This window comes from Aureibaculum luteum, from assembly GCF_003449015.1.
GTDB classification, from domain to species: domain Bacteria; phylum Bacteroidota; class Bacteroidia; order Flavobacteriales; family Flavobacteriaceae; genus Aureibaculum; species Aureibaculum luteum.
On sequence record NZ_QRGD01000001.1, the window covers coordinates 249,369 to 262,773 of the forward strand.

At 31.5% G+C, this 13,405-nt stretch carries 9 protein-coding genes; 3 read left to right on the forward strand and 6 right to left on the reverse strand.

What is annotated here, in order from left to right; translation table 11 throughout:
- Positions 1 to 29: 29 nt before the first annotated feature.
- Positions 30 to 2,024, forward strand: coding sequence for a transglutaminase domain-containing protein (locus tag D3P13_RS01195; protein ID WP_117879475.1), 1,995 nt, complete (start codon positions 30 to 32; stop codon positions 2,022 to 2,024).
- Positions 2,025 to 2,142: 118 nt separating this feature from the next.
- Here the strand turns inward: D3P13_RS01195 and feoB are convergent, their stop codons facing one another.
- The 3 genes from feoB to D3P13_RS01215 form a co-directional block, all read right to left on the reverse strand.
- Positions 2,143 to 4,251 (reverse strand): ferrous iron transport protein B, encoded by a 2,109-nt coding sequence (gene feoB / locus D3P13_RS01205; RefSeq protein WP_117879476.1) that lies wholly within the window; start codon positions 4,249 to 4,251, stop codon positions 2,143 to 2,145.
- Positions 4,230 to 4,484, reverse strand: coding sequence for a FeoA family protein (locus tag D3P13_RS01210; protein WP_117879477.1), 255 nt, complete (start codon positions 4,482 to 4,484; stop codon positions 4,230 to 4,232). Before D3P13_RS01210 ends, feoB begins: the two co-directional genes overlap by 22 nt.
- Before the next feature lie 99 nt (positions 4,485 to 4,583).
- Complete coding sequence (locus D3P13_RS01215; RefSeq protein WP_117879478.1) at positions 4,584 to 5,255, reverse strand: SCO family protein; 672 nt, start codon at positions 5,253 to 5,255, stop codon at positions 4,584 to 4,586.
- 64 nt (positions 5,256 to 5,319) lie between these two features.
- Between D3P13_RS01215 and D3P13_RS01220 the strand changes: the two genes are divergently transcribed.
- Positions 5,320 to 6,249 (forward strand): T9SS type A sorting domain-containing protein, encoded by a 930-nt coding sequence (locus D3P13_RS01220; RefSeq protein ID WP_198679935.1) that lies wholly within the window; start codon positions 5,320 to 5,322, stop codon positions 6,247 to 6,249.
- Positions 6,250 to 6,437: 188 nt separating this feature from the next.
- Complete coding sequence (gene rseP / locus D3P13_RS01225) at positions 6,438 to 7,787, forward strand: RIP metalloprotease RseP (RefSeq protein ID WP_117879480.1); 1,350 nt, start codon at positions 6,438 to 6,440, stop codon at positions 7,785 to 7,787.
- A gap of 606 nt (positions 7,788 to 8,393) precedes the next feature.
- On the opposite strand, the gene D3P13_RS01230 is transcribed toward rseP, so the two are convergent.
- The 3 genes from D3P13_RS01230 to D3P13_RS01240 form a co-directional block, all read right to left on the reverse strand.
- Positions 8,394 to 8,687: a F0F1 ATP synthase subunit epsilon gene (locus D3P13_RS01230; RefSeq protein ID WP_117879481.1), complete on the reverse strand. Its 294-nt coding sequence runs from the start codon at positions 8,685 to 8,687 to the stop codon at positions 8,394 to 8,396.
- Between the two features lie 18 nt (positions 8,688 to 8,705).
- Positions 8,706 to 10,217 carry a F0F1 ATP synthase subunit beta gene (gene atpD / locus D3P13_RS01235; protein ID WP_117879482.1) on the reverse strand — a complete coding sequence of 504 codons (1,512 nt, stop codon included), beginning with the start codon at positions 10,215 to 10,217 and terminating at the stop codon, positions 8,706 to 8,708.
- A 236-nt stretch (positions 10,218 to 10,453) separates the two neighbouring features.
- A complete protein-coding gene (locus D3P13_RS01240; protein ID WP_117879483.1) occupies positions 10,454 to 13,309 on the reverse strand; it encodes a TonB-dependent receptor domain-containing protein in 2,856 nt (951 codons plus the stop codon).
- Positions 13,310 to 13,405 lie beyond the last annotated feature (96 nt).

The window sequence follows — 13,405 nt, forward strand, 5'->3', positions numbered from 1 at the left end:
ATTAATAGGGATAATACAAAGATTAAATTATGAAAAAATTAATTATTACCGCACTAGTAATGCTATTAAGTTTACCTATTATAGCACAAGACACTAAATTAGGAAAAGCAACTAAAGAAGAGTTAACTGAAAAACTTTACCCTTTAGATTCTTCTGCCAATGCCGCAATATTGTTTAAAAAAAGAAGGTCACATATTGAGTATTCTCAAGGAGAGGGTTTTTACTTAGTTACAGACATTCATGAACGTATTAAAATATATAATAAGGATGGTTATGATTGGGCTACTAAAAGCATTTCTCTATACCAAGGTAGTGATGATGAAAAAGTTTCTATTAAAGCCAACACCTTTAACTTAACAAATGGAAAAATTGAAAAAACGAAGCTTAGCAATAAAGATATTTTTGTTGAAAATGTAAATAAATATTGGAAACGTTCAAAATTTACAATGCCCAATTTAACAGAAGGCTGCATTGTAGAATGGGACTATACAATTACTTCCCCTTATTATTCACGTATAGACGATATGGAACTACAGTCTTTTATACCTATTAAATATATAGAATCAAAAGTTGAGACACCTGAGTATTTTGTTTTTAAAAATGTAATGAAAGGTTATTACCCCGTTGATTTAGTGCGTGATTCTAAACGATCTTCTATTACATTTAACAACAAAGAACGGAATGGTAACGGAGCGGCATCGTTCAGCCAAAGTAAAGTAGACTACCAAACGAATATAATTGAATGTACATTAAAAAATGTACCCCCACTAAAAGAAGAACCTTATGTTAATAATATTAATAATTATATTACGGCATTAAAATTTGAATTAACAAGTACTCAATTTCCAAATTCACAGATGAAATTCTATAACACGACTTGGGAAGATGTTACTAAAACCATTTATGAAAGCAGTAATTTTGGTGGACAGCTCGATAAAAAATCATATTTCAAAGACGATTTAGCAGCATTAATTAATCTAACTGCTCCTGAAAATGAAAAAATCAATAAGATCTTTGCATTTGTAAAATCAAAGATTAAATGGAATGATTTCACTTCTAAATACACCAATGATGGTGTGAGAAAAGCGTACAAAGAAGGCGTTGGTAATGTTGCAGAAATTAATTTAACTTTAGTAGCCATGTTGAGAGAAGCTAATTTAAAAGCGAACCCTGTATTAATAAGTACTCGTGATCATGGAATCCCTTTTTTCCCGACTCAAGAAGGATTTAATTATGTAATTGCAGGTGTTGAAACGTCTAACGGGATTGTATTACTTGATGCTACTGAAAAATATAGCACACCTAACGTACTCCCTCTTAGAGATTTAAATTGGAACGGCCGTTTAGTAAGAGAAGATGGTAGTTCAAATGAAGTCAGTCTATTTCCTATTGAAGAAGCTAAAGAGATGGTATATGTTATGGCTGAAATAGATGATGAAGGTATTTTAATAGGTACTGAAAGGTCTAGTTATAATAACTTACTTGCTCTAAAAACTAGAGCTAATCAGAATAACACAAGTGAAAATGATTTGATAGCGAAGTTTGAAAAAGACAATGATAATATTGAAATTAGCGAATTTAAAGCCAACAATAAAAATGATATTTACAAACCAATCTCCTATCAATTTGATTTTGAAAGTGATAATCAAGTAGAAATTATTGGTGATAAAATCTATTTCACGCCTTTATTTTTTCACACAGAAAAAGAAAACCCATTCAAATTAGATGTGAGACAATTTCCTATAGATTTTGGTACACCTTTTCAAGAAAAATTTAATATTACACTAAAACTACCTGAAGGGTATAAAGTAGAATCAATGCCAGAAAGTATAGCGTATTCGACACCAGAAGACAACGGTTCATATACATTTTTGTGTAAAATAACAGGTAATAATCTTCAAATATCGTCTGTATTACATATGAAAACATCTATTATCGCATCTCAAAATTATGGAGCTATAAAAGAATTTTATAAACAAATGATAAGTAAACAATCAGAGAAAGTTGTGTTGTCAAAAATTTAACAGCCACAATCACTTTTACAGCCTGATTTCTTTTTTGATTTAAAAAAGTATTTTTTTATCAAAAAGGATATAGCTAAAGCAAGAAATATATATACTAAAACAGATTGAATCATAATTTTTAACTTAATACAGTAAAGGTAATAAAAGAAGCCAAATAAGCCAAGGCCGTCATGCCGAAAAGCTGTAGCAATGGCCATTTCCAACTATTTGTTTCTCTTTTTACAATAGCCAAGGTACTTACACATTGCATGGCAAAAGCATAAAAAACCAATAACGACATTCCTACGGGGAAATTGAAACGTTTTTTTCCAGTATCCTGGTTTATTTCTGCCCCCATGCGTTCCTTAATCGTGTTGGTATTCTCATTATCTTCTACGCTGTAAATAGTTGCCAAAGTACTTACAAAAACCTCTCTGGCAGCAAATGAGGTAATTAAGGCAATTCCAATTTTCCAATCGTAACCTAAGGGTTTTATAGCGGGTTCAATAGCCTTACCTGCAATACCTATATATGAATTTTCTAACTTATAGGTCGCAATATGCTTTTCTAATTCATCTTTATTCAATTGCTTGTTTTCCACTTTACTCTTAACAATTTCTTCAGCATTATCAAAAGAAGCTGGACCATTAGAAGCTAAGAACCATAATATAATAGAAATTGCTAAAATGATTTTACCAGCACCAAACACAAATGCTTTTGTTTTTTCTAAAACAGTAAATACTATATTTTTTAATGAAGGTATTTTATAGGCAGGCATTTCAATTATAAAGAAACTTTTACCTTTTACTTTTAACGTTTTATTTAATAACCATCCTGATGCAATAGCAGACGTAAAGCCCAATAGATACAATGACATTAATGCCAAACCTTGTAAGCTAAAAATACCCAAAATTCTTTGTTGTGGTATTATTAAGGCAATTAAAATAGCATAAACAGGTAAACGAGCAGAGCATGTTGTAAATGGTGTAACCAAAATAGTTACTAAACGTTCTTTCCACCCTTCAATATTTCGTGCAGCCATTATTGCCGGAATTGCACACGCAGTACCAGAAACTAATGGTACAACACTTTTACCACTCATACCAAAACGACGCATAATCTTATCCATTAAAAAAACAACCCTACTCATATAGCCCGTTTCTTCAAGAATTGCAATGAATAAAAATAATATGGCTATCTGGGGTATAAAAATAACTATACCTCCAATACCAGGAATAATACCTTCAACTAATAAATTACTAAATACACCTTCCGGTAATTGATTCTTCGTCCATTCACTTAAATTGGCAAAAGTGGAGTCTATTAAATCCATCGGAACGGTAGCCCAATCAAAAATTGATTGAAAAATCAGTAATAATATAAAAGCAAAAATTAAATAACCAAAAATTTTATGGGTAAGTACTTTATCAATTTTATGACGCATACCCGTTGCTTTTTCAGCATCAGTTGTATATGTTTTTTTAAGTATGTGATTAATGTACTGATACCGCAGAATCGTTTCCTTATTCTGCATTTTATTGAATTTTACCTTGTCAGCTTTAAAACTCTCAATACGGTCTATAAATTTAGGAGGTACTGAAGTAAGGTTATGGCTTTGTGTTACTAAAAGCCAAGCTTTATATAAAGAAGTATCATTAAATTTTTCTTTTAATTCTTTAAAAAACTGTGCATCTATTCTATCAGCTATATCTGCAATTTTTAATGTATTCGCCTCTTTATAGTTGATTATTGCACGTTTTACTTTTCCAATTCCCAATCTTTTACGAGCACTAATTAGTACTACTTCTGATTTCAATTCCTTTTTAAGCAATTCAATATCAATGGAAATACCTCTCTTTTCCATGCGATCGGACATGTTGATAACCAAAATTGCAGGAATTTCTAAATCTTTAATTTGGCTGAACAAAAACAAATTACGCTTCAAATTCTCAACATCAGCAACCACGACAACAACATCAGGATAATTTTTTTTATCAATACCTATAAATGTTTGTAAAACAATATTTTCATCTAAACTTGAAGGGTTTATACTATAGGTACCAGGTAGGTCAGTAATCTTAGCAAAAACTTCTCCTTGCATCTTAGATGTTCCTGTTTTTTTTTCTACAGTTACACCCGGATAATTGCTTACCTTTTGATTTAAACCTGTTAACTGATTAAATAAAAGGGATTTACCAGTATTAGGATTCCCTACTAAAGCTACATTTATGACTTCAGAATGTCGCATAAATTTTTAATTTTGGTAACTTTTATAAGTGAAGCTGTTTCTTTTCTAATTGCCAAATGACTACCATTTACTTTAATATATAAAGGATCTTTTAAAGGTGCAATTTGCATCAACTCCACCTGTTTACCTGGTAAGCAGCCCATTTCCAATAGCTTTAAAGGAACGCTATCAATTGGAATATCATCAATAATTCCAATTTCTCCGACAATAAGATCTGCTAAAGTAGTACTCAATTTTTATTTAGATTGATTATAAATACTGTGCGAAAATACACAATTTTTAATAAATCAATATGATAATTGTCATTAAAAACAAATGATCTTTTACATATGTCAATTATTTTTCTTTAATAATTGAATATCCTTTATAATTTGTTGAATTTCTTCTTTGTTGGTTCCATCATAGAAGCCCCTTATCTGTCTTTTTTTATCAATTAAGATAAATTGCTCCGTGTGAATAAAATCCTGTTCACCTCCATCGCCTTCATCTAGTACTGCAAAATATGACTTTCTTGCCAAATTATAAATTTGTTTTTTGTCTCCAGTAACCAGATTCCACTTACCATCAATCACTCCTTTTTTATCCGCATAAGCTCTTAAAATTGGTATACTATCAATTATAGGTGTTACAGAATGTGACAAAAATTTCACTGTACTATCATTTTTAAAAAAGGTTTGAAGATCTACCATATTTGTTGTCATTATAGGACAAATACTTTGGCATCTCGTAAAAAAGAAGTCAGCTACATAAATTTTATCTTTATAATCATGTTCTGTAATTGTTACTCCATTTTGATTTGTTAAATGGAAATTAGATATTTTATGATTGTATTTAATATGCTTTACAGAATCGTCAACTAATCGTGGATTTACATCGGCAGGATTATAAACTGGTAATCTCTTTTTGGGAACCATTAAAAAGTACCCAATAATGACAAGTACTATAAATAAAACGCCAATTCTGAGAACTGATGGAAATGATTTTTTAAAGAATGATAAATCCATAGCATTTTTTTTATATATTTGGGGTGCCTTTGCATTTCCCCTATCCTATGCAAAGTTATTGCTTATGAAGAAAAAATTACCCCTAATTCTATTAATTTTTTCATGTTTTTTATTCAGCCAAGAAAATTTGAATATACATGATGCGTATTTACAGGAACTGATTTCAATTCCTGAAGATGACGTTGCTATAAATATAGAAACGAAAGATCCCAATTGGCGAAAAACAACTATTGAAAAAATTACATCAGAAAGTTATCGAGAACCAAGTTTTTTAAAAACTGCCATGGTTTTGCATATGCTCAACTATAAGCTAGGTGATGAAAACTATATAAATGGTATTGACGCGTATTTATTAGAAATTAATGACAACAAATCAACAGCTTCAATTAAAGATTTTCAACACTCTTTAGAAGGGCAAACAGGTGAAGATTTATCTGACTTCTTTAATGACTGGACTGTTGGTAAGGGCTATCCTTCCTACGAAATAAGTTGGTTTCAAAATGGAAAAACGAATGAAATAACTATCGTTGCATCTCAAATGCAATCAGACCCATCAGTGACATTTTTTGAAATGCCAATTCCGATTAAAGTTAGTAATGATAATGGTGATTCTCAAATAATAAGACTTAAGCTGTCTGAAAACAAACAAAGTTTTACAGGTAAATTACCTTTTAAAATTGATACCGTTGAAGTTGATCCGGAACACCATATAATTAGTAAAAACAATACTGTGAAAAACGGTGTAGATCAAGAAATTCTAAGTACTAACATTTCAATATACCCAAACCCTGCTAAGAACGCATTAAATATTCAAAATACTAGTGATGCAATTGTAGAGAAAGTATCTATCTACAATATGTTAGGTAAATTGGTATTAGAAGAAAGCAACCCTTTATTGGCAATTAATTTAAAGCCGCTTTCTTTCGGTATACATTTAGTTAAAATTGAAACCAATCAAGGTGTTTTACATAAGACCATTTTAAAAGAGGAATAAAATATCTACATTCTAAAATTTATAATTATATATTAAATTATCAGAATACTTTTTTTATATAATTATCATAGTCATCAAGTAACAACGCCTCTACTTATTTTTAACAAACATTTTAAAATGCCCTTTTTATGTAATTGGTTATAAAACCTTACATTTGCAAACTGATTTTTAAAACGATAATATAGCAGATGGAGATTTTTATTAAGGTATCACAATTTATTCTTAGTTTATCTATTTTAATAGTACTACACGAACTAGGGCACTATATACCGGCAAAAATATTTAAAACACGAGTCGAAAAATTCTATTTATTTTTTGATTATAAGTTCTCAATTTTTAAAAAGAAAATTGGTGAAACTGTCTATGGTATAGGATGGATACCTCTTGGTGGATATGTAAAAATATCTGGTATGATTGATGAAAGCATGGATACCGAACAAATGCAGGAAGAACCTAAACCATGGGAATTCCGTTCCAAACCAGCTTGGCAACGTTTAATTATTATGTTAGGTGGTGTTACGGTGAATTTTCTATTGGGAATCTTTATATACATTCTAATGATGAACATTTGGGGTGAGCAATATTTACCTAATGAAAATTTAACAGATGGCGTTTGGGTACAAAACGAATTGGGTGAAGAATTAGGCGTTAAAACAGGAGATAAAGTACTTACTATTGATGGAGAGAAAGTTGAAAAATTTAGAGATCTTTTTATTGGTTTTATAAACGGTAATTCATATACAATAGAAAGAGATGGTGAAGTTATTGAAAAAGACATACCTGTTGATTTCATCTCTAAATTAGTTGATGGAGAAAAAGAAGATGCTAATTTCTTATCGCCGAGAATACCTTTTTTTATAGGTAAGGTAATTGACACCTTACAAAATGCAAATAGTGGATTAAAAGCGAAAGATATTGTTGTAGCTATTAATAAAAACCCTATCAAATACTTTGATGAAGTTGATGCTGAATTCAGTAAACATAAAAATGAAAAAGTTACGCTAACTGTTAAACGAGACAACAGTACAGAAGATATTGATGTAACATTAGATAATGATGGAAAAATTGGTGTACAACTTGCGATGATGCCTCAAAGTGATATGGAAAAATTAGGGTATTATCAATTTGAAACCAAAACGTACACTTTTGTTGAAGCTATACCCGCTGGTATGAATAAGGCTTGGACAACGTTTTCGAGCTATTTAAAACAACTTAAAAAAATCTTTAATCCAAGTACTGGTGCGTACAAAGGATTAGGTGGATTCATCTCTATTGGGAGTATTTTTCCATCAACTTGGGATTGGCAAACATTTTTAAGTATTACAGCCTTTTTATCTATAATGTTAGGAGTAATGAACTTATTACCAATACCTGCTTTAGATGGAGGTCATGTAGTCTTTACATTGTATGAAATGATTTCAGGAAGAAAGCCAAGTGATAAATTTTTAGAATATGCCCAAATTGCAGGATTTATCTTTCTAATTGCACTGTTATTATTCGCTAATGGTAATGATATCTATAGGCATTTATTTAAGTAGTGTTTAGACACAAAAATTTATAATAAAAAATGCCGCTCAAAATTCGAGCGGCATTTTTTATTATATCTAAACTATAAATTATTCTTTCTTAGAATCTTGTTTTTTCTGCCCATTCTTTAACTCTTTCTGCACGTTTAACATATCTTGAACAAGAAGATGTTAAAGAACCTTTACCTCTTCACATCTTCGCTCAAATTTGCTAACTTTTAAAAAACTCCATGTATTACGTGGTAATTCATTGCATGTTTTAACATAAACTGAAAGCTATACTCATCAGAAGCGGATTCATGCGTTTATAAAAACTGTATAATAATAGTAACCATAGAAAAAGTAATTAACACAAACATTATTTTTATGCTCCTTTTTAATTTACAAATTATAGTTATTAATAGCGGTTAACGTTCATAGAAATAATAAACCTCCTTTACTATTTTCAGTTTAATGAATAAAAATTGAACAATAAACGTTTGGACTTTACATCTGCTGATAGTTAAAAAAAACTTGAATATTTAGAGGTATTGAGGGGTAGGCTAATAAAAAACCTCAACGAATTAATCATTGAGGTTTTAAAATTTTATTAGAATATTATAATTTTAGATAATTGACTTAATCAGCTAAAATAATTACTTTGTTATCTTTCAATTCGATAGTTCCTGATTTAATAGGAAATACTAAAATTTTATCATCATCAGGATGCTTTGTTAATTTTCCTGATAAATCGCTAAACTCTTCATGATCTTGCGTATGTGTATGTACTTTTACAACGCCTTCAATTAATAAAGAAACGATTGGTGCGTGATTCTCAAGCATTTGAAATTCACCATTAATTCCAGGTACAGATACCGAATCAACATTCGCATTAAATATAACTGCTTCTGGACTTACTATTTCTAATTTCATGATGTTTTGATCTTTAGTCTACGCTTCTTCTGCCAACATTTTCTCACCAGCTTCAATAGCTTCTTGTATAGAACCTTTTAGGTTAAAAGCAGATTCTGGAAAACGATCTAATTCACCATCCATAATCATATTAAAACCTTTTATAGTATCTTTAATATCAACTAAAACACCTGGAATACCAGTAAACTGTTCTGCTACGTGGAAAGGTTGAGATAAGAATCGTTGCGTTCTACGTGCTCTATGTACAACTAATTTATCTTCTTCACTTAATTCTTCCATCCCTAAAATAGCGATGATATCTTGTAATTCTTTATAACGTTGTAATAATTCTTTTACATTTTGTGCACAATCATAATGTTCTTGACCTAACGTCTCAACATTTAAAATTCTTGATGTAGAATCTAACGGATCAACTGCAGGGTAAATACCTAATTCAGAAATTTTACGAGAAAGTACTGTAGTTGCATCTAAGTGAGCAAATGTTGTTGCTGGTGCTGGATCTGTTAAATCATCTGCAGGTACATATACCGCTTGTACAGAAGTAATAGAACCTGTTTTTGTTGAAGTAATACGCTCTTGCATAGCTCCCATTTCAGTAGCTAAGGTTGGTTGATAACCTACCGCCGATGGCATACGACCTAATAAAGCCGAAACCTCAGAACCCGCTTGTGTAAAACGGAAAATATTATCTACAAAGAAAAGTACATCTTTTCCCTGACCATCTCCTGCTCCATCACGGAAATATTCAGCAATGGTTAAACCTGATAAGGCAACACGTGCACGTGCTCCAGGTGGTTCGTTCATTTGTCCAAAAACGAAAGTCGCTTTTGATTCTCTCATGCCTTTTTTATCTACTTTAGATAAATCCCATCCGCCTTCTTCCATAGAATGCATAAAGTCATCACCATATTTAATAATGCCAGACTCTAACATCTCACGTAGTAAATCATTTCCTTCTCTCGTTCTTTCACCTACTCCGGCAAAAACTGAAAGTCCACCATGTCCTTTAGCAATATTATTAATTAACTCCATTAACAATACTGTTTTACCAACTCCTGCTCCACCAAATAAACCAATCTTACCCCCTTTTGCATAAGGTTCAATTAAATCAATTACTTTGATACCTGTAAATAAAACTTCTGTTGAAGTTGATAATTCATCAAATTTTGGTGCATTACGGTGAATAGACAAACCGTTTTTTCCATCTTTAGGTAAATCACCTAATCCGTCAATAGCATTTCCAGTTACATTAAACAATCGTCCATAAATATCATCACCAATAGGCATTTGAATAGGATTACCCGTTGCAACAACTTCATAACCTCTACTTAAACCATCAGTAGAATCCATTGCAATACAACGAACAGTATCTTGTCCAACATGTTGTTCAACTTCTAGTACTAGTATTGAACCGTCTTTTCTGTGAATCTCTAAAGAATCATGAATTCTAGGAAGGTCAGATTCAGTCAAAAATTCAACATCTATTACTGGACCAATAATTTGAGCAACTTTACCTGTAACTTTAGCCATTATTTATAATTATTTTGGTTTCAATTTAATTCGAAATTATTGCAATTAATTAACCCAATATATGGAATGCAATATATTCTCGTTTTTACGAAGTGCAAAGGTAAATTATTTATACTTATTCTAAAAGTGTTTTTTTAAATAATTTTTAAATCATAGCACTATGATTATCAGTACTTATTAGATACTAAAAAAAAACCTCACTAAAAAGTGAGGTTTTTAAAATTCTTTCTTAATTATTACAAATTAATTACCCAAGAAACATAATACATAGAACCTAGTGATCCTGTACCAGGAGCAGCTCTAAATTCTTTTCCTCCAATATTAGTTCCACCTAATTTAAATGTTGATTTCATACGAGGAACAGAATAGTTAATTTGAGCATCTACAACGCTTCTAGCATCTATCATAGCATCTGCAAAAGATGATTCCCATAAATACTCATCACTCCATCTATAGTCAACTTTAAAACCAAAGTTTTTAAATAGACTTGTATTTCCAAAACCAACTTTCACCTTATGCTCAGGAGTATTAAATCCAGCTTCATAATCAGGATCTGTATCTTGATCAAAATCAAATTTAGCAAACGTATAGTTAATACCAAAATCAAAAGTACTAAACACTTTAGTATTGATTCCTATAGTAGCACCATATGATGAAATATCTGCTTCTGAATTCGTATACACTTGAAATGGTTGGTAATCTCCGTTACCAATAGCTATTAAAGCAGTTGGAATCGGACCTCCTAATTCAGGTGGTAAATTGGTAATGTCTGAAGCTAAGTTCACACTTCCGTAATGAGGTGAAACTACTGTTTTATTACCGATAAAGTCTTGATATATATTATAGTAAGCACTAGCATCTAACATTAACTTACCAAAACCAGCTCTATAACCTAATTCAAAAGCTTGAACTCTTTCTGGTTTTACATAAGCAAAATCAGCAACCTCTAATAAGGCTGGATTAGGTGTACCTTGAGCTGCACTTGCTCCAAAAGCTTGTAACGACGCCAATGTAAATGCGTTTTCATATGCAGCCCTTCCTGATAATTCAACTGTTGCAGGAAAGCCTAAGAATTGAGCTGTTGGACTATTATCTAATGGTTTAGAAGTATATCTATCTAGATTATCAGGAGCAGAACCAATTAAAATTGCCTGACCCGCATCTAAACCAATGTATTGATCTTGTGTAGTTGGGTTTCTAAATCCTGTTTGATATGAAAATCTTAAATTCCTCGTTTTACCCTCACCTAATGAGTAAGAAATAGAAATTCTTGGAGAAATATTTCCATCAAAATTTTGTGCTTTGTCATATCTAACTGATCCTGTAAGTTTCAGCCTATCATCAATTAACTTTTTCTGTACTTGCATATAAGCTCCATATTCGTCATAATGAATTGGACCATCATAATCAGTAAATATAGTACCATTAGAATTCAAAACATATTGCCTGTATGAACCACCAATTTGTATTTCAGCAAAATCAATTGCTTTATGAAAATTATAATTTCCATCTGCATGATACAATTTTGTTTGATCTTGAAATCTGGCTCCAGTATTTAAATCTGGATCTGAAGTAATAGCATCTAATTGAGCTTTAAACTCAGGAGTTCCAGGTTGCAAAGTAACATTGGCATCAGCAAACTGTCTAGCACCTGCATGTGCAGCATCTTGTGTTGACCCCTGTGCAATAGCACCTAAAAACGTTTGAGCATAAGCACCAAACCATTGGTTTGCATTTGCTTTGTTCATATTAATACCCGCAAACCTCATATCATAAGAATCTCCAGCATCTTCATCAGTAACGTAACCTCTAATAAAAAAGTTATCATTTCTAATTTCAATTTTATGTTGTTGCATAAAGAAATTATTGATATTGTATCTGTTCGCACCTTGATAGATAGTGTTTCCTATTCCGAATTTTGCATTATAGATCATTTCTAAATCATTTGCAAAAGGCCTGTAATGGAAAGCAAAACTAGCCTTAATACTTTCCGCTTCGTAATCGGTTAAGTCTGATTCTTTATAACCAGTTCTAGAGATAGTTTGCTGACCTAAAGCAGACGCAACTGAAGCAGGAAAACCTGCCCCCAAAGCAGCAGCTTCAAAATCAATTGGTACAGCAACTTCATCACCATAAATATTTGCTTGATCAAATGATGTAGCATTCCCAACATTTGAAATTATATCATCCGGATTACCAGCTCCGGCATCAATATATTGATTATAATCAGTAGCATACCATTCAGTACCTTGTAAATAAGATAATGTTGCCTTAGCAGCAAACTTTTCACTAAATTTATATGCGGCTCTAATTCCAAGATCATAATACGGATTATCTCCGGCAGCATCTTGCATGGTAAGTCCCGTTTTAAAATAAGTACTTATACCAGCATCATCAAAAGGACTTTTACTAGTCATAAAAAGTACACCATTAAAAGCATTTGCACCGTATAATGCAGAAGATGCTCCTGGTAATAACTCAACAGTATTAATGTCTAATTCAGACATACCAAGTAAATTACCCAATGCAAAATTTAAAGCAGGTGAAGAGTTATCCATTCCATCTACCAGCTGCATAAAACGAGTATTAGCGAATGTAGCAAAACCTCTAGTATTAATAGACTTAAAAGTTAAACTACTCGTACTAACATCTACACCTTTCATATTTTCTAATCCATTATAAAAACTTTCTGAAGATGTGTTTTTAATATCTCTAGCATCCATACGTTCAATAGTAACTGGAGATTCAAGAATACGCTCTGGTGTTCTAGAGGCAGAAATCACAACTTCATCAAGTTGATTACTTTCATTAAGCATAAAATCCAACGTCTGAGTTGCCATAGTGACTTCAGCAGTAACTAACTCTAAACCTAAAAAACTAGCTTGAATAGAAAATGGTGGTGATTGATCTACTTTTAAATTGTAGAGACCATCAAAATCAGTAGCTGTACCAATAGTGGTACCTACTACAATAATACTAGCACCCGGAACCGGATCGCCATTCGAATCTGTTACTTTTCCTGAAACCACAGTTTGGGCCCCAATTAAAGTGACAAACAATAAAGTAAATGCAAGAGCAAAATATTTGTTCATAATACAATCAATTTGAGTTAATATTGTCGCAAAATACAATATTTTTCGAATAAATTTACAATGCACGCATAATAAATCCATGAAAAGCATTACGAA

Excerpts from the sequence above, each read along its gene's own strand:
- D3P13_RS01230 (WP_117879481.1), bottom strand. The coding sequence starts at position 8,687 with ATGAAATTAGAAATAGTAAGTCCAGAAGCAGTTATATTTAATGCGAAT.
- D3P13_RS01215 (WP_117879478.1), bottom strand. The coding sequence starts at position 5,255 with ATGGATTTATCATTCTTTAAAAAATCATTTCCATCAGTTCTCAGAATT.
- feoB (WP_117879476.1), bottom strand. The coding sequence starts at position 4,251 with ATGCGACATTCTGAAGTCATAAATGTAGCTTTAGTAGGGAATCCTAAT.
- D3P13_RS01220 (WP_198679935.1), top strand. The coding sequence starts at position 5,320 with ATGAAGAAAAAATTACCCCTAATTCTATTAATTTTTTCATGTTTTTTA.
- atpD (WP_117879482.1), bottom strand. The coding sequence starts at position 10,217 with ATGGCTAAAGTTACAGGTAAAGTTGCTCAAATTATTGGTCCAGTAATA.
- rseP (WP_117879480.1), top strand. The coding sequence starts at position 6,438 with ATGGAGATTTTTATTAAGGTATCACAATTTATTCTTAGTTTATCTATT.
- D3P13_RS01195 (WP_117879475.1), top strand. The coding sequence starts at position 30 with ATGAAAAAATTAATTATTACCGCACTAGTAATGCTATTAAGTTTACCT.
- D3P13_RS01240 (WP_117879483.1), bottom strand. The coding sequence starts at position 13,309 with ATGAACAAATATTTTGCTCTTGCATTTACTTTATTGTTTGTCACTTTA.